Source organism: Bacillus sp. ISO11 (assembly GCF_003458115.1).
GTDB classification, from domain to species: Bacteria; Bacillota; Bacilli; order Bacillales; family Bacillaceae_G; genus Bacillus_A; species Bacillus_A cereus.
Map to the genome: position 1 here is coordinate 36,067 of NZ_QXCO01000026.1, position 18,000 is coordinate 54,066.

The window sequence follows — 18,000 nt, forward strand, 5'->3', positions numbered from 1 at the left end:
TAGATACCCATTCTACACCCTTTCTTGTAAAAAGTTTAGTAATTTGCTTTTTATGCAAGATTTACTACAAAACCCGCTATTTTCTAGTAAAAACCACTACATCTCTACATCATTTTCATAATAAAACCAACTCCTCTATATGAAGTTGGTTACTTATTATCTATCGGTATTAAACGAGCATTACAATTTCTCTCGTAAAACTCAATGGGACCTGCTTGTCCAATAATCGCATATTCATATCCATCTTGCTTCATATTATATAAACAATGATACAATAATTCTTTTCCTACACCTTTCACACGATTTTGTTTCGCTATGCCCATTGGACCAAACAATCCTTTCTTTCCTCTCACTACATCGTAACAGGCGAAACCAACTATTACTTCCTCCTGCTGTGCAATATAGATAGGTAACTTTTCATTATATGTCCGAAATCCGTAATCAACCGACTGTAACCACCGTTCACCAAATTCAGCCGCCACAAATCGTGATAACTTATCAAAATCAGAAGGACTAGCTCTTCTTACATGACAAAATAATGTATTATAAATAGATTTAAAACTATTTAAATCAACCGCTAAGTCTCTCGGTGCAGCTGTAATACGTAATATATCTTTTTGCATTTGTGTATGTATAAATTCACCAATATCTGTATCTACACGAAATAATGCATACATAACATGTCCTTCATTGATTACTACTTGCTGAAAGCGTTCCATACGTTTCTTCGCTATTTGTAAAATTTCTATCGCCTTATAAGATAGTTTATATTGCCCTATTTTTTTATACTCTTGATGATGTAAATCGAATCGTTTTCGTAACGAAAGTTTTTCTAAAAAATCTGGACCGACTTTATGAAACAAATACATAAATAACTCAGCGCAAACTCCTGTACCTTCTTTACACATACCTATGAACAGATGGACTGGTTGAATTATGTTATACTCACTCTCTTCTGCTGCAATCTCCAATATTTTATGCACACGTTTTGTAAATTGAAATTCCTCCATATGTGTTTCCACCCTCTACTAATTTACTAACAAACCGTAACCATAAATAATTGAAACAATTACACCTACTACCAATATACCTGGAAGTAAATTTGCCACCTTGATTTTAATAATACTAAGCAAGTTCAATCCAATAGCAGATATCATAATGCCGCCCGTAGCCGTCATCTCCACTATAAATTGGTTCATTAATTCTTCCGGGACAAAACTATTAATTTGTGTTGCAAAAACTGCAATACCACCTTCATATAAAACAACTGGAATCGCCGAAAATACTACGCCAATTCCTAGAGTTGTCGTTAATATAATAGAAATAAATCCATCGATAATTGCCTTGGTAAATAAAATATTATGATTTCCGCGAATCCCACTGTCAAGTGCACCAAGTATCCCCATCGCACCAATTGCAAAAATTAGAGTAGCTGTTACAAAACCTTCTGATATGCTTCCTTTCCCCTTCGATCCAACTTTATTTTCTAGCCAATCCCCTAAATTTTTTAACTTTTCTTCTAATTGTAACCATTCTCCAATTACCGTACCAATCACTAAACTCAGTATGACAACAAGAAAGTTTTCACTTTTTAATGCCCTTTGAAGCCCAAGCACAGTAACCGCTAAACCGATTGCATGCATTATCGTTCCTTTCATACTTTCTGGAATCCTACTAAATAATTTACCAAGTAAAGTACCAAATATAATGCAAATTCCATTTACAACTGCTCCTAATATAACCATTTCTCATTCTTCACCCTTCGAATTCTTTATTTCTATATTTTGGTTTATACATTGATTTACAGGTTATCTATATGTTAACTTAATATTGAGAATATTAACAAATGTTTTCCACTACATAACCCGCTGTTTTTTTGTAACTTTAATTACCTTTAATAGATTCATTGTTAATTTAATTGCGGGATAATATTAAAAGGGAAGGTATATATGAAAACTTTACTAAAACGATTTTTGTTAATAGCCTTTTTCATTACACCGATTGTTTTATTAATCAATTACTCTTTTATTTCAAAAGCAAAAGACAAACCCGATTTACAAAACAAATCTAGTAAAACCGCTTCAAAAAGCGAAAAGAAAATAGAAGACCAAGAAATCACACTCACCTTCTCTGGTGATACAATGTTTGATTGGCAATTACGTCCTATAATCGAAAAGAATGGGGCTGATTACCCATTCCAACATGTAAAAGAAGAAATAAAAAAAGCTGATATTTCTTTTGTGAATTTAGAATCGGCATTTACAACGAAAGAAAAGAAAGCACCTGGGCAACTGTTTTGGATTAAAAGTGATCCATCTACACTACAAGCTATTAAAAACACTGGATATGACATCGTAAATATTGGGAATAACCACACACTTGATTATGGGCAAGATGGATTATTAGATACGATTTCTCACGTAGAAAAATTAAAGTTCCCTTACATTGGAGCCGGAAAAAATGCGAAAGATACATATACAGCACGAGAAATGACCGTAAAAGGGAAAAAGTTTAAATTTCTTTCCTTCGTTCGATTTATGCCTGATTCTAATTGGGTAGCTGGTGAGAATAAACCTGGCGTTGCGAATGGCTATGATTTAAATCTTGTAACAAAAACAATTAAAGAACAAAAACAAGATGCAGACTATTTAATCGTCTATATGCATTGGGGCGTTGAAAAATCAAACCGTCCGGTAGAATACCAAAAGCAATATGTACCTAAAATGGTTGAAGCAGGAGCTAACGCGATTGTCGGAAGCCATCCACATTGGTTACAAGGGTTTGAGTATTATAATAAAGTTCCTATCGCTTACTCATTAGGTAACTTTTTATTCCCAAGTTATGTGAATGGAAAAAGCGCCGAAACTGGCGTATTAACTTTAACTTTTAAAGGAAAGGATGTCCAAATGTCATTCAATCCTTATATCATTCGCAACAACCAAGTTTCCCCTGTAAATGAGGAAGAAAAGAAAAAAGCTCTTCAATATTTACAAACAATTTCAACTGATGTAGAAATTGATGATACAGGGAAAATAAAAAATAAACGAAACTAGACAGCTCAAGATCTATTTCTCTGTAATCTACTTTACAGAATAGGTGATAAACATGCTGAAAAACTTATTAGAAAATGTAAGTTTGTTAGAAAATATTTATAAAATGTCTATAGCCGTTCTACTTTTATGTTCAGTTTTTTCTGTTAGATTTCTAAAAAAATAAAACGCGAACGAAAACTTACTACCTTTGAATTTACTATGTATGTAATTATTCGCATTGCGATATTTTTTTGGTTAACTAGCTTTATTCTTCTTGAATTTAATGAGTATCTAGTTTAACTATAAAAAAGATAGAACAAGCACTATATTTCTTTGCTTGTATCTATCTTTTTTATTTAGATGCTTATTCTTCCCTTCTATTAAATAAGCAAATCAAACAAAACAGGGTTTTTATTAAGCTCCATAAATTGAATATTATTTTCTTTAAAGCGAGTAATTAATTGCTCATAATCTTCTTTATGTTTTAACTCTACTCCGACTAATGCTGGACCATTTTCCTTATTATGTTTCTTAATATACTCAAAACGAGTAATATCATCTTCTGGCCCCAATCCTTTATCAAGAAATTCTCTTAACGCGCCTGAACGCTGTGGGAATTCAATGATGAAATAATGCTTTAACCCTTCGTAAATGAGAGATCGTTCTTTCATTTCTTGCATTCTATCAATGTCATTATTTCCACCACTTAGCGTACATACAACTGTTTTACCTTTTATTTCATCCCTGTATAAATCAAGTGCTGCAATAGAGAGTGCACCAGCCGGTTCAGCTACAATCGCATTTTTCTTATACAGTTCTAAAATCGTCGTACAAACTTTCCCCTCTGGTACTAAAACGATGTCATCAATTACATCTTTACAAGTTTCAAAAGTTAACTTTCCTACCTTTTTAACCGCTGCCCCATCAACAAAACTATCTATTTTCTCTAATGCGACATTATCATTTTGAAGAAAAGCCTCTTTCATAGAGGCAGCTCCCATCGGTTCTACACCAATAACCTTTGTAGTAGGACTAACACCTTTTACATATGTACCAACACCTGATGCTAATCCACCACCGCCGATTGCCGTAAAGATATAATCAACCGGTTTCTCCATATCATGCATAATTTCAACTGCCACTGTCCCTTGACCAGCAACTACATACGGATCATCAAACGGATGAACAAATGTCATTCTATTTTCTTCACAATAGCGCTGTGCTTCTTGGAAAGAGCTATCGAATGTATCACCAACTAATACAATCTCTGCGAAATCACCACCGAAAAATTGTACTTGTGATACTTTTTGTTTCGGTGTTGTTGTGGGCATAAATATTTTCGACGGAATCTTCAATAAATTACATGTATAAGCAACTCCTTGCGCATGATTACCAGCACTTGCACAAACAACACCGTTTTGTAACTTTTCTTTCGGTAAACTTTGAATCAAATTGTATGCACCACGAATTTTGAAAGAGCGAATTAATTGTAAATCTTCTCGTTTTACATAAACGTCACAATCATATTTCTCAGATAAAACTGTATCACGTTGTAACGGTGTTTTAATAACGATATCTTTCATGCAATTATGAGCCATTAAGATATCTTCAATTTTCACTCTCTCCTTTACCTTTTGCACCATTATATATCATCCTTATCTTTTTTAAATTGGCTCAATCAAAATGTGGGATTTTCAGAACAGCCCCTGTATTCGCCGATGTTACCATTTGTGCATAACGTCCAAGCCAGCCAGTTTTCACTTTCGGTTCTGGTCGTTTCCATTCTTTTTTACGCTTATCTAATTCTTCATTACTCACTCTTACTTCTAGCAAGCGTTCTTCAACATCAATACATACAATATCCCCTTGTTCAAGAAGTGCGATCGTTCCACCAGCTGCTGCTTCTGGTGAAATATGTCCTACTGAAATTCCACGTGAAGCTCCAGAGAAACGTCCATCCGTTAATAATGCAACCTCAGCACCTAATCCCATTCCAGCAATTGCTGATGTTGGTGCTAACATTTCTGGCATACCAGGGCCACCTCTTGGTCCTTCATAACGAATGACAACTACATCTCCTTTTTTCACTTTCCCAAGCATAATGCCAGCAAGTGCCTCATCTTGTGAATTAAAAATAACGCAAGGTCCTTCAAAACGCTTTACCTCTGTTGCACCGCTTTTAATAACCGCTCCATCTTTCGCAAGGTTGCCTTTTAATATACGCAATCCTCCTTCCTCACTATGAGGGTTTTCAAGAGAGTGAATAACTTCCTTATCTTTAATCTCTGCCTCAGCAATATTTTCTCTTAATGTTTGCCCAGTAGCAGTTATTCGATCAAGATGAAGTACTCCTTCTTTCCGGCTCATCTCTTTCAAAATTGCACTAATCCCGCCCGCACGATCAATATCTTCCATATGCCAATTGGAAGCAGGGCTTACTTTACATAAATGTGGTACACGTCTTGAAACGGCATCAATACGGTTCATATCGTAATCTAATCCAGCCTCTTGCGCGAGCGCCAATGTATGCAACACTGTATTTGTTGAACCGCCCATCGCCATATCAAGCGCAAACGCATCATCAATTGCTTCTTCCGTTACAATGTCTCTTGGTTTAATATCTCTTTCAATTAAAATTTTCAATTTCTCTGCTGCTTGTTTAATTAACTCTTCACGTCTTGGATCAATTGCTAAAATACTCCCGTTACCAGGAAGAGCTAAACCTAACACTTCACATAAACAATTCATAGAGTTCGCGGTAAACATACCCGAACAAGAGCCACAAGATGGACAGCCATGATCTTCAATATCTTTTAATTCTTCTTCTGAAATTTTCCCAGATTGATAAGCTCCTACTCCTTCAAAAACGGAACTCAGATCAACAACTTCTCCTTTAGATGTTTTTCCTGCTGCCATTGGGCCGCCTGAAACAAACACAGTCGGAATATTAATACGTAGTGCAGCCATCATCATACCTGGTGTAATTTTGTCACAGTTTGGAATACAAATCATGCCGTCAAACCAGTGTGCATTTACAACCGTTTCTACTGAATCTGCAATTATTTCACGACTCGGAAGAGAATAACGCATACCGATATGTCCCATCGCAATACCATCGTCAACTCCAATTGTATTGAATTCGAATGGTACCATACCTGCCGCACGAACTGCCTCTTTTACAAGTTTCCCAAACTCGTTCAAGTGTTTATGCCCTGGAATAATTTCAATAAAAGAATTACAAATCGCTATGAAAGGTTTATCAAAATCTTCATCTTTCAAACCAGTTGCTTTTAATAAACTACGGTGCGGCGCTTTATCAAAACCTTTTTTAATCATGTCACTTCTCATCTTGTCAAATCCCCTCTTACATATTTTTCATTTATACTCTCTTACTCTATTTCTTTACTAATTCTTTCGGTGCATGAATCCAACTCATCATTTCACGAAGCTCTGCTCCCACTTTTTCTAATTGATGATTTTGTTCTGCTTTTTTCATTGCGTTATACGTCGGACGCCCTGCTTGATTTTCTAAAATCCATTTCTTCGCAAATTCACCTTGCTGAATTTCTGTCAGAACACGCTTCATTTCCTTCTTCGTTTCATCTGTAACAATTCTCGATCCTGTTACATAATCTCCAAACTCTGCCGTATCTGAAATAGAATGGCGCATATTCGTTAATCCACCTTCGTACATTAAGTCAACAATTAGCTTTAATTCATGCAAACATTCAAAGTATGCAATTTCAGGACGATATCCACCTTCCGTTAACGTTTCGAACCCGGCCTTCACAAGTGCAGTTACCCCGCCGCAAAGTACAGCTTGCTCACCGAATAAATCCGTTTCGGTTTCTTCTTGGAATGTCGTTTCAATTACACCCGCACGTGTACAACCTACACCTTTTGCATACGCTAATGCTACATGTAGCGCTGTTCCCGTCGCATCTTGATGCACTGCGACTAATGCCGGAACACCATTTCCTTCTTGATATACACGGCGAACGAGATGACCTGGACTTTTTGGCGCAACCATTGCTACATCTACGTAACTTGGCGGATTAATTTGGCCAAAGTGAATGTTAAATCCATGTGAGAAAAGTAACATTTGTCCTTCACGGAGATTCTCTTCTACTTCTGATTTATATACATGTGCTTGCTGTTCATCTGGCAATAACATTTGTACAACTTGTGCGGTTCGAACCGCTTCTGAAACAGACATTACTTCAAATCCATCTGCTTTTGCTACTTCATACGATTTACCAGGTCTAACACCAACTACAACTTCCACACCTGAATCACGTAAATTTTGTGCCTGCGCATGCCCTTGAGATCCATAACCAATTACCGCAACTGTTTTCCCTTGTAATAACTCTACATTTGCATCTTTCTCATAATACGTTTTCATACTCCATACACCCCTTATAATTTATTTACTTGCAGTACATCAATTAATTTTTTCAACTGACTAACAAGTAATGTCGCTTCATTTTCAGTACAAACTGCTGTGAGTTTCATTTCAGAAACGCCACTCGTATCTCTTTCGTTTAAATGTAAAGAAGAAATATAATAGCCACGCCGAGCAAAAATTCCACTTATACGTAATAAGACACTTGGCTCGTTATGAATAACGAGTGAAAAAGTATGACTCATTCTTCCCACCTCTTCATAATCATTTCGTTATTCCCTTTGTTTGGCGGAACCATCGGAAATACGTTTTCACCTTCTTCTACACAAAAATCAACTACGACAGGACCTTCGTGAGCAAATGCTTCTAACACCACTTGTTTCGCCTCTGTTGAATTTGTCGCCCTTAATCCCTTCACTCCATAAGCTTCTGCCACTTTCACAAAATCTGGTGAGCCAATTTTTGACTCTGATAAACGATTTTCATAAAACATTTCTTGCCATTGCCTTACCATCCCTAAAAATTTGTTATTTATAATAAATACTTTTACAGGGATGTTATTTTCAGCAATTGTTTGTAGTTCTTGAATGTTCATTTGAAAAGAAGCGTCACCTGCAATACAAACGACGAGTTCTTCTTCTTTTGCAAGCTGAGCACCAATTGCCGCTGGGAACCCAAACCCCATTGTTCCTAATCCTCCAGAGGTAAGGAACGTCCGAGGTTTTCTTGCTTTATAGAAGTGAGCAGCCCACATTTGATGCTGTCCTACTTCTGTTGTGACAATCGCTTCACCATTCGTTAATTCACTTACTAAGTTGATCACATGCTGTGGTTTTAACTCAGATTCTTTTTGCTTATAAGAAAGTGGATATTCTTCTTTCCATGCCTTTACTTTCTGAAGCCATTCATCTGTTTGTGTATAAATAGACATATGTAACAACATGTGTAACGCTTTTTTCACATCACCAACAATCGGATGCTCTACAGTTACATTTTTATGAAACTCAGAAGGATCAATATCAATATGTACTTTTTTCGAGTGCGGAGAAAAAAGTTCTAATTTCCCTGTTACACGATCATCGAAGCGAACACCTAATGCAAGTAGTAAATCACATTCTGTTACCGCCATATTAGCAGCGTATGTCCCATGCATACCAAGCATCCCTAGAAACAATGGATCTCCCGGTGGATATGCACCAAGTCCCATTAAAGTTGAAACGACTGGAATCCGGTTCTCCCTTGCGAATTCGAAGAGTTCATCGGATCCACCTGAATGAATGACACCTCCTCCAATATAAAGAAGTGGACGCTTTGATTTTGAAATTGCTTTAGCCACCTCTCTAAGTTTCATGCTGTCTGGTACAAGTTCTGGTTTGTACCCCGGAATATCAACTTCTTCATTAAAGAAACTGGTGACTTTTGCATTTTGAACATCTTTTGGAATATCGATTAATACTGGTCCCGGTCGTCCGCTTTTGGCGATGTAAAAAGCTTCTTGCACAATTCGTGATACATGATTTACATCACGAACTTGGTAATTATGCTTCGTAACAGGTACTGTAATTCCGACAACATCCGCTTCTTGAAATCCATCTTTACCAATTAAAGGCGTTGCAACTTGGCCGGTAATGACAACTAAAGGAATCGAATCCATATAAGCGTCTGCTAAGCCCGTAACTAAATTTGTCGCCCCTGGGCCAGAGGTAGCAAAGACTACCCCGACCTTCCCAGAAGCTCTCGCATATCCTTCAGCCGCATGAATGGCAGCTTGTTCATGACGAGTTAAAACATGTTTCAAACCACTTTCGTATAACGCATCGTATACTGGTAAAATCGCTCCGCCTGGATAGCCGAAAACGGTCGTTACACCCAATTTCTTCAAACCTTGAATCACGTGCCCAGCGCCTGTCATTTCTTCACACTGTAACTTCTCATACGCTGTATACTGCTGCTTCATTTCAATTAACTCCTCTCCTTATTTATGCTAAGCTTTCCGTCAGCCCGGGAACACGTACTCCTCTTTCTCTCGTTAATTTTTTAAATTCTTCGGTCAATTGTTTCGTTACACTTCCTGGTTTCCCATCTCCAATTTCTCTCGAATCAACTTTTACAACTGGAATTAACTCCGCTGCTGTTCCTGTTAAAAATACTTCATCCGCTACATATACGTCATGGCGAGTGAATGGTCTTTCCTCACACGGAATACTCAGTCGTTCACATAGCTCGATAACACTATTTCTCGTAATACCTTCTAATGCCCCTAAATAGGATGGCGGGGTTAATACTTTTCCATCTTTCACAACGAAAACATTATCGCCAGAACCTTCACAAACATATCCTTGTTGATTTAACATAAGAGCCTCTAACACTCCTGCTTGTGCCGCCTCAATTTTTACAAGTACGTTATTTAAATAATTCATTGACTTAATACGTGGATCTAACGCGTCTGGCGTATTACGTCTTGATGCAACAGATACAACGCTTAGCCCATTATCATAAAATTCTTGTGGGAATAACTTTAATTGTTCTGCAATGATAATTACGCTCGGCTTCACACAACTTCTCGGATCAAGTCCTAAGTCACCTTTTCCTCTTGAGACAATTAAGCGAATATAAGCATCAGCGTATTCATTTTTTTGGAGTGTATGTAAAACTGCTTCTTCCATTTCTTCTACCGTCATTGGAATTGTTAGTAAAATAGATTTCGCTGATTCATATAATCGTTTCACATGTTCTTTTAAACAAAATACATTTCCTCCGTAACTACGAATCCCTTCAAATACACCGTCTCCGTATAAAAAACCGTGATCATACACTGAAACAACTGCCTTTTCTTTTTCTACAAATTCCCCATTCATGTAAATGTACTGGTTTCCCATCTCACATCGCTCCTCTTTTTTCTCTATTTTTGCAATCTATTTCTACATCGATTGCTGAGATGAGTATTTTTAACAGAATATTCAGTATATAACCCTTAAAAATATACTCGTCTCAACAATCGATTACTTACATACTTGTAGCAATCCATTGCTGAGACGAGGGAATCGTGGTACCACTCAGCTTCCTTATACTTCTCACGAAACATAAGCTCTGCAAGTCCAATTAGACTTTTGTTTTTCTATCAGGAACAACCCCGCTACTTTTTACTAGTTTTCAAAAGTAGTGCTCCAAGGTGATTTTCAATGAGTGAATTGTTACCACCCTCACAGCCTCGGGGCAGCTCTCTGAAACAATCTTTATCATTTACTCTCCTCTTCTACGCATTCTCTTCTTCTATTTTTAAAAATAAAAACTCTCGCCTCAGCAATCAACTACTACAATTTAGTAGCTTTGATTGCTGAGGCGAGAGTTTCGCGTTACCACTCAGCTTCCTTATACTTCTCACGAAATATAAGCTTTGTAGGTCCAATCAGACCTCCGTCCTTTTACCGGAGACGATGCCGCCGCCCTCTACTCAGTTTCCCTTTCGCAAGCGATGCTCCGAGGTGATCTTCAATGATTCGATTGTTACTACCCTCACAGCCTTGGAGTAGCTCTCTGAAACGATCATAATCATCTACTTTCCTCTTCTTTGCATATACAACATATAAAGTTAGAAAATTCTTAATTAACTTTTATTTGTTACACGTATTATAGGACGTTGTTCTTTTCGTTGTCAACATATTTTTTCAAAAAAAATCAAAATTCATTCTATTTATTTTTTCTCAAATCAAAATTGGAATGCATTACTTACATACACTCATATATTACTTAAGTATGTTTGCATTACTACATAAAGAAAAACTTATAAAGTTTATGAGGAGATGAGGAAACTATGTTAAAAGGGAAAGTAGCGTTAGTTACAGGAGCAAGCCGAGGAATTGGACGAGCGATCGCTAAACGTTTAGCAAATGACGGTGCATTGGTTGCTGTTCATTACGGTAATCGAAAAGATGACGCTGAAGAAACTGTTCAGGAAATTCGATCAGATGGTGGCCAAGCTTTTTCTATCGGCGCAAATTTAGAATCCTTACACGGTGTAGAAAACCTTTATAAAGCTTTAGATACTGAATTACAAAAACGCACTGGTGAAACACAATTTGATATTTTAATAAACAATGCTGGCATTGGTCCTGGTGCTTTTATTGAAGAAACGACTGAACAGTTTTTTGATAGAATGGTTTCAGTAAATGCAAAAGCACCATTCTTTATCATTCAACTAGCACTACCACGTTTACGTGACAATAGCCGAATTATTAATATTTCATCCGCTGCCACCCGCATTTCTTTACCTGATTTTGTTGCATATAGTATGACGAAAGGCGCTATTAATACAATGACTTTTACGCTAGCAAAACAGCTTGGAACACGAGGAATAACGGTGAATGCAATACTTCCAGGATTTATTAAAACAGATATGAATGCAGAACTCTTGAGCGACCCAATGATGAAGCAGTACGCTACTACTATTTCCGCTTTCAATCGCTTAGGTGAAGTAGAAGACATTGCCGATACTGCTGCATTTCTTGCTTCTCCAGACAGCCGCTGGGTTACTGGACAATTAATTGATGTGAGCGGAGGATCTTGTTTATAAAAAACATATATTTTCAAATCTTTTTTATTGCGCAATAAAACAATTTATATAATACTATATAAAACATATACATTTAGGAGGATTACAGCAATGTCCGAAAAAACATACGAACTCGCAACCTTCGCAGGCGGTTGCTTTTGGTGCATGGTAAAACCATTTGATGAACTTCCTGGTATTCATAAAGTACTTTCTGGCTATGCAGGAGGTCATGTAGAACATCCAACATATGAACAAGTAAAAGCTGGAACATCTGGACATTTAGAAGTTGTTCAAATTACATTCGATCCTTCTATTTTTCCTTATCAGAAATTACTAGACTTATATTGGCCACAAATCGATCCAACTGACGATGGCGGACAATTTTTTGACCGTGGTCCATCTTATCGTACCGCTATTTTTTACCATAACGAAACACAAAAAGGGCTTGCTGAAAAATCAAAACAAGCTCTTGCAGAAAGCGGTATGTTTAAAGATCCAATCGTGACTGAAATTCGTCCTGCTGCACCTTTTTACGAAGCAGAGGAATACCACCAACATTTCTATAAAAAGAATCCAGAGAAATATGCTACTGAGCAAAAAGAATCTGGGCGTGAAGACTTTATAAAAGAAAATTGGCAAAAAGAATAATAAAAACGCATCGTGCTTTTTTAATACGATGCGTTTTTATTTTTGATAAAAGTACCATACAATGATGAGAACAACCGCTGTTAATGCCCAAAGCGCTACTTCATTTTTCACTCTACTCTTTTTCTTAGTCATTTCATCTCCTCCTAATAGCAATACAACGTATTCAAGATTTCCTCTGTTTCATTGTCCACCTTATATACATAAATACACCCTTACCAATCCTTATAACAAGACCACCAATGATTCCGATTGCAATTGAAATTACTAACATTTGTCCAAAGCTAAAAGAATTTGTGTACGTTATGTAAAGAACGATACATATAAGTAAAACATCCGGTAAAGAAAGCAAAAACTTTTTAAGCATTTCTTTATCTCCTCTATACTTTATTTATATCTTCTACTGTAATTTTGAAATATAGTTTGTTCAAAAATTCCATTTAGACCCTCATTTTATGAAAAATAATAAGAATCCCTTTTCAAAAGAGATTCTTATTCAGTAGATTTAAGTTTAATTATTTTCTACATATCCTATTCCATAATTACTCCTAAAATAGAATAATATTACTAATCATTGATTGTAAATTGACTATTTGCCAGGCAACCGAATGTCGCGCCAGCTACCTACATCGCATTGGCCAAATTCATTATTACCTACCGCGACCACCGTGCCGTCTGATTTTAGTCCGACTGTATGTGCACAACCAGCCGCTATCGCTACAATATCGCGCCAATCGCTTACGTTACATTGACCATACTCATTCCAGCCCACTGCCACCACGGTACCGTCTGATTTTAGTCCGATTGTATGATTCGTACCAGCCGCTATTGCTACAATATCTATCCAGCCACTTACATCACACTGGTTATGTTTATCATTCCCCACTGCTGTCACCGTACCGTCTCGTTTAAGACCAACAGTATGAAGATACCCAGCCTTGACCGCTACAATACCTCGCCAGCTACTTACATTACATTGACCATATCGATTATTCCCCACAGTCGTCAATGTGCCGTCCAATTTGAGACCGACTGTATGCCAGTCACCCGCTGTGACTGCCACAATACCTTGCCAACTGCTTACATTGCATTCTCCTTCTTTATTTCGGCCCACCGCTACTACCGTGCCATCCGATTTAAGGCCAATAGTACGACGCCACCCTGCCGCAACCGCTACAATATTATGCCAATCGTTTACATCACATTGTTCATGCTTATTCCAACCCACTGCTACCGTAGTACTGTCACATGTAAGACCGATTGTATGAGCATTACCCGTGTTCGTTGCCATATGAACATTGCCCACTGCGACTGCTTCAATATCTCGCCAGCCACTTACATTACATTCCCCTTCTTTATTCCGGCCCACCGCTACTACCGTGCCATCCGATTTAAGGCCAACAGTATGACAACGCCCCGCCGCTATCATATCTTTGGGCCATCGCTTCACTTTTTCTTTCGATAAAAGGTAATCCATGTTTTACCTCCTTGCATATAAGCAACTGTATCATAATAGATATTTTTATCAAATTTCATTATAAATCTACATTTACAAAGAAAGCTTATTTTACTTCTTCAAAAAATAAAAACCTCCAGTTTAAATACTAGAGGTTTTCTCGTTATTTCTTCAAGCGGTCAATAAAATCGTTCAATTTATCTAGCGATTTCATATTCTGATTGCAAGCTACACCATCTTTGCAAATGTAGTTTCCCTTTTTAACGAAAGTTCCTGGTACATCGCCTTTAATTTCAACTAAAAACATTCCTACTTCTTCATGCCCATGACATAATGAACAAATGCTTTTTTTATTTAAACTTTGGAACGTTCCTTGCAGACCAACAAATTTATTTTTATCATTTTTCGCTATAATAAATTTCCTGCTTGATCCCTTATCAATCCAGCTTAAATAAGATATTTCTTTCATATCCATTTCTTCCATATCAGGAAGTTTTAACTTTTTCGCCTTAGGAAATAACTTTTTTAATGTTTGTGCTGTAACTTCTTGAAACGGAATTACATACGGATTTATTTTCATTAAAAATGATTCTGCATCTTCTCTATTTTGAACTGTTAATACCGTATCAATTAACTCTTTCTGTTCATCCGTTAAATTCTCAAATACATGTATTATCTTTTCAATCGCAAGCGATTTTAACGCTTGAATTACACCTCTATCATTTGCCGTTGCATGCCCGTTTGCTAAAATATAAGCTTGTGATTTTATAAAATTATATTGATCACTTCTAATAAACGCTTCCATCTTTATCACTCCATACAAATTGTTGATCTAGTTTTATTGTATACAATGATTACGTTTTTTGATATGTAAAAGATAACTTAGAAACAAACATTACATATATCACTTATTCTCTACCGCTGCATTTCCTGACAAAAGAAGCCATCATCTGTTTTCCATTCCGCATATAATACGTCTTCAAATTTAGTAATTCCTTTTTGCTTTATTTGTTTATAAAGCCACCCTTCATCAAATCCCGCTTCCCTCAAATTATCCTTAACTACTTTTCCATCACTAATTAATGAAATTGGTAAGTATACAGGCTTATGTTTTAAACTTAAATCATTTACAGTAGGAGATTCGTATTTACTTTTTTTCAAAACGCTTATGTTTCCGTTAGGTTCCAATATCATATATTCAACTTCTCGGATTGAAAATATATCTTTTTGTTGCCTAAGCATTTGTTGTAATTGGTTTATATCCAAATGATTTACGCTTAATTGTTCACGATCAATCTTTCCATTACGAATAATAATTGAAGGATATCCTTCAAAAAACCTTCTTGTCCCTCTTACTTTTTGTGTTATCACTTCAATAGTATAAATTAAAATTACCCAAACAAATACTGAATATAAAATAGACCATACTTTAATTTTAGGATCATATATTGAATTTCCAACGAGCTCACCTAGGACGATTGCAGAAATAAAATCAAAGGGCGTTAGCTGAGATATTTGTGTTTTCCCTAATATTTTTGTAGCAATTAATAGAACAAAAAAACCAATTAAAAGCTCTATCGTTATTTGTCCAATATGATTCATATATGTTCACCTTTCTACTCTTCAAATGTTCTGTATAGCATTTAATAAAAAAACGGCACATTTTTTCTATTATCATGCCCGTTCACACTTCATATATCCAATACATATAAAACAAAAAGAGTCTGATTCAAAGTAATATATGAATCAGACTCTTTTCCTCTTATTTAGAATACACAATCTTTTTAATCGTTTCCCCAGAAAGAAAATATTCTTCTGCAAGTTGATGAATAGCAATCCCACTTTTAAACGCTTCTTTAATTGCTTTATTTCTTTCATCTAATTGTTTTCTTCCGCCAGATCGTGTACCCCATTTATAATGTTTCGTTTCTTGTTTCGGAATGTAAATTGTTTCACCTTGTATATACTTTTGAATTTCAGTAATTAAACTCTCCGGTAAAACAGCATTAGCTTTTACGTATTTCATTTCTGCTCGCCCCTTATTTTTTATGGTTCATTTCAATAAGGTGCAAAGCCAAATATAAAAAATGATACGAGCTCATATAGGCGATTGTATATTACTTGTCTACCTCACGCAAAGTATCGCCATTTCCATACTTGGCTTTGCATGAGACGTTGCAGTGTCTGGCAATTGAATTATAATCGCCATATAAACACCTCCTAATATACCTTTTGTATTTTATTATATGATAAATTCCTTCTCCTTGCATCCACACCCTTCTTAAAGCACGAAATTTTATCTAAGAAGGGCTATCAGTTCGTAACAGTAAATGAATTGCAAAAAAGAGCAAAATAAAAAGGTAGCGTATCTTTGTATGATACGCTACCTTTTTTTATATAATGCCAAGTACATTTAAGAATACGATAATAATCGCAATTGGTGCGATATAACGAAGTAAGAATAACCATAATACGAATAGTTTATAACCTTTATTTTTACTTACACCTAGCTCTTTCATTAATACATCTTTCTTCATTTTTAAAGGAACAAAGATAGAAACTAATAATACACCAAGTGGCATTAATACGTTACTTACCGCATAGTCCGCTAAATCAAAGACTGTCTTCCCGAAAATCTTCAGATCACTTAATATACCGAATGATAACGCTGATGGTACCCCAACAACGAAGATTAATAACCCTACGATTAAGGCCATTTTTTCACGTTTCCCTTTACCTTTTGATGTTAACGATGCAACACTAATTTCTAACATCGAAATTGCTGATGTAATTGTAGCGAAGAAGAATAGTAATAAGAAAACGATGAAGAATAATTTTCCGAACGCCATTTTACTGAAAATAGCTGGCAATACGATAAATAATAGTCCCGGTCCTTGAGATGGTTCCATTCCAAATGCGAACACAACTGGGAAAATTGCAAGTCCTGCAAGTAATGTAATAACAAGAGTTAAGGCCACGATAGAAAATGCTGAACGTGGTAAGCTTTCTTCTTTCGGTAAGTATGAGCTATACGTTACCATAACGGCTACCCCAACAGATAATGAGAAGAACGATTGCCCCATTGCGTATAAAATAACTTCTGATGTTACATGTGAGAAATCAGGTTGTAAGAAGAAACGAACGCCTTCTCCAGCACCATCTAACGTAAGTGCACGAACGATTAATACAAAGAATAAAACGAATAGTGCTGGCATGAAATATTTATTTACTTTTTCAACACCATTTTGTACACCTTTACTTACAATAAAAATAGTAATAAGAATGAATAATAGCTGTGATCCAACTGCTAAATATGGATTGGAAATGATTTCACCAAACGTAGCTTCGTATGCTCCATTTCCTTCCCATAGTCTACCTGTAATTGCATTCCATAAATATAATAAAATCCAGCCTCCCACAACACTGTAGAAAGAAAGTAATATGAAACATGTTACAATTCCTAATTTACCTAACCAAGGCCATAACGTTTTAGGAGCAATCTCTCTATATGCATCAACAGCCTCTTTTTGTGTACTTCTTCCAATAACAAATTCAGCTAATAATAGCGGTAAACCAATTAATAATGTGAAACCGATGAAAATTAGGAAGAACGCTCCGCCTCCTCCAATGCCAGCCATATATGGGAATTTCCAAATCGCCCCAAGACCAATTGCCGAACCTGCTGCAGCTAATACGAAACCTAATTTCGATGTCCATTGCTGTGAATTCATTTGTTAATCTCCTCTCTATCTCTTTTTCTTTGTTACAATTCGGTATTTATATTGTTCTATCAATACTCTTTTCTAATACGTTCACTTCCTCCCTAATAATAAAAAAACGTCCCTACGTAAATACGTAGGGACGACAAAAATATCGCGGTACCACCCTAGTTGTGAAGAACACTAAGAAACCA

The 18,000-nt window shown here is 36.2% G+C and carries 17 protein-coding genes, 1 pseudogene and 1 other annotated feature; of the genes and pseudogenes, 4 read left to right on the top strand and 14 right to left on the bottom strand.

The window, feature by feature from the left end; genetic code table 11:
- Positions 1-149: 149 nt before the first annotated feature.
- Together D1166_RS22940 and D1166_RS22945 are read right to left on the bottom strand one after the other, a co-directional pair.
- Positions 150-1,010, bottom strand: a complete 861-nt coding sequence (locus tag D1166_RS22940) for a GNAT family N-acetyltransferase (RefSeq protein ID WP_047385911.1) — start codon at positions 1,008-1,010, stop codon at positions 150-152.
- A gap of 18 nt (positions 1,011-1,028) precedes the next feature.
- Complete coding sequence (locus D1166_RS22945) at positions 1,029-1,745, bottom strand: DUF554 domain-containing protein (RefSeq protein WP_097862120.1); 717 nt, start codon at positions 1,743-1,745, stop codon at positions 1,029-1,031.
- A gap of 204 nt (positions 1,746-1,949) precedes the next feature.
- Here D1166_RS22945 and D1166_RS22950 point away from each other — a divergent pair, with 204 nt between their 5' ends.
- Together D1166_RS22950 and D1166_RS22955 are read left to right on the top strand one after the other, a co-directional pair.
- Positions 1,950-3,053 carry a CapA family protein gene (locus D1166_RS22950; RefSeq protein ID WP_000854542.1) on the top strand — a complete coding sequence of 368 codons (1,104 nt, stop codon included), beginning with the start codon at positions 1,950-1,952 and terminating at the stop codon, positions 3,051-3,053.
- A 52-nt stretch (positions 3,054-3,105) separates the two neighbouring features.
- A pseudogene (locus D1166_RS22955) lies at positions 3,106-3,332 on the top strand (hypothetical protein).
- Between the two features lie 80 nt (positions 3,333-3,412).
- Here D1166_RS22955 and ilvA read toward each other — a convergent pair.
- Genes ilvA through ilvE form a run of 6 tightly spaced genes read right to left on the bottom strand, consistent with a single transcriptional unit; the run spans position 3,413 to position 10,313 of the window.
- Positions 3,413-4,675 carry a threonine ammonia-lyase IlvA gene (ilvA, locus tag D1166_RS22960; RefSeq protein WP_097862119.1) on the bottom strand — a complete coding sequence of 421 codons (1,263 nt, stop codon included), beginning with the start codon at positions 4,673-4,675 and terminating at the stop codon, positions 3,413-3,415.
- A 31-nt stretch (positions 4,676-4,706) separates the two neighbouring features.
- Complete coding sequence (ilvD, locus tag D1166_RS22965; protein ID WP_001255818.1) at positions 4,707-6,380, bottom strand: dihydroxy-acid dehydratase; 1,674 nt, start codon at positions 6,378-6,380, stop codon at positions 4,707-4,709.
- A gap of 46 nt (positions 6,381-6,426) precedes the next feature.
- Complete coding sequence (gene ilvC, locus D1166_RS22970; RefSeq protein ID WP_000861136.1) at positions 6,427-7,434, bottom strand: ketol-acid reductoisomerase; 1,008 nt, start codon at positions 7,432-7,434, stop codon at positions 6,427-6,429.
- A gap of 14 nt (positions 7,435-7,448) precedes the next feature.
- The gene (locus D1166_RS22975) at positions 7,449-7,679 is read right to left on the bottom strand and encodes an ACT domain-containing protein (RefSeq protein ID WP_000019916.1); all 231 of its coding nucleotides are present in this window, start codon (positions 7,677-7,679) and stop codon (positions 7,449-7,451) included.
- Positions 7,676-9,391, bottom strand: coding sequence for an acetolactate synthase large subunit (gene ilvB, locus D1166_RS22980; protein ID WP_000813473.1), 1,716 nt, complete (start codon positions 9,389-9,391; stop codon positions 7,676-7,678). Before ilvB ends, D1166_RS22975 begins: the two co-directional genes overlap by 4 nt.
- Positions 9,392-9,413: 22 nt before the next feature.
- Complete coding sequence (gene ilvE / locus D1166_RS22985) at positions 9,414-10,313, bottom strand: branched-chain-amino-acid transaminase (protein WP_000528156.1); 900 nt, start codon at positions 10,311-10,313, stop codon at positions 9,414-9,416.
- A 149-nt stretch (positions 10,314-10,462) separates the two neighbouring features.
- Positions 10,463-10,702, bottom strand: a binding site (T-box leader).
- A gap of 546 nt (positions 10,703-11,248) precedes the next feature.
- Between ilvE and D1166_RS22990 the strand changes: the two genes are divergently transcribed.
- Together D1166_RS22990 and msrA are read left to right on the top strand one after the other, a co-directional pair.
- Positions 11,249-12,007, top strand: a complete 759-nt coding sequence (locus tag D1166_RS22990) for an SDR family oxidoreductase (RefSeq protein ID WP_000911816.1) — start codon at positions 11,249-11,251, stop codon at positions 12,005-12,007.
- Positions 12,008-12,097: 90 nt separating this feature from the next.
- Positions 12,098-12,634 carry a peptide-methionine (S)-S-oxide reductase MsrA gene (gene msrA / locus D1166_RS22995; protein ID WP_097862117.1) on the top strand — a complete coding sequence of 179 codons (537 nt, stop codon included), beginning with the start codon at positions 12,098-12,100 and terminating at the stop codon, positions 12,632-12,634.
- Positions 12,635-12,797: 163 nt separating this feature from the next.
- Here the strand turns inward: msrA and D1166_RS23000 are convergent, their stop codons facing one another.
- The 6 genes from D1166_RS23000 to D1166_RS23025 all read right to left on the bottom strand — a co-directional run bounded on the left by D1166_RS23000 (position 12,798) and on the right by D1166_RS23025 (position 17,818).
- Positions 12,798-12,998: a hypothetical protein gene (locus tag D1166_RS23000; RefSeq protein WP_097862116.1), complete on the bottom strand. Its 201-nt coding sequence runs from the start codon at positions 12,996-12,998 to the stop codon at positions 12,798-12,800.
- A gap of 222 nt (positions 12,999-13,220) precedes the next feature.
- A complete protein-coding gene (locus tag D1166_RS23005; protein ID WP_097862115.1) occupies positions 13,221-14,108 on the bottom strand; it encodes an RCC1 domain-containing protein in 888 nt (295 codons plus the stop codon).
- Between the two features lie 142 nt (positions 14,109-14,250).
- Positions 14,251-14,892 (bottom strand): FusB/FusC family EF-G-binding protein, encoded by a 642-nt coding sequence (locus D1166_RS23010; protein WP_000387073.1) that lies wholly within the window; start codon positions 14,890-14,892, stop codon positions 14,251-14,253.
- Positions 14,893-15,002: 110 nt separating this feature from the next.
- On the bottom strand, positions 15,003-15,689 hold the full coding sequence (locus D1166_RS23015) for a DUF421 domain-containing protein (protein WP_001015535.1): 687 nt from the start codon (positions 15,687-15,689) through the stop codon (positions 15,003-15,005).
- A 160-nt stretch (positions 15,690-15,849) separates the two neighbouring features.
- Positions 15,850-16,113: a CD3324 family protein gene (locus tag D1166_RS23020; protein WP_000878325.1), complete on the bottom strand. Its 264-nt coding sequence runs from the start codon at positions 16,111-16,113 to the stop codon at positions 15,850-15,852.
- 367 nt (positions 16,114-16,480) lie between these two features.
- Complete coding sequence (locus D1166_RS23025; protein ID WP_001088187.1) at positions 16,481-17,818, bottom strand: sodium-dependent transporter; 1,338 nt, start codon at positions 17,816-17,818, stop codon at positions 16,481-16,483.
- Positions 17,819-18,000 lie beyond the last annotated feature (182 nt).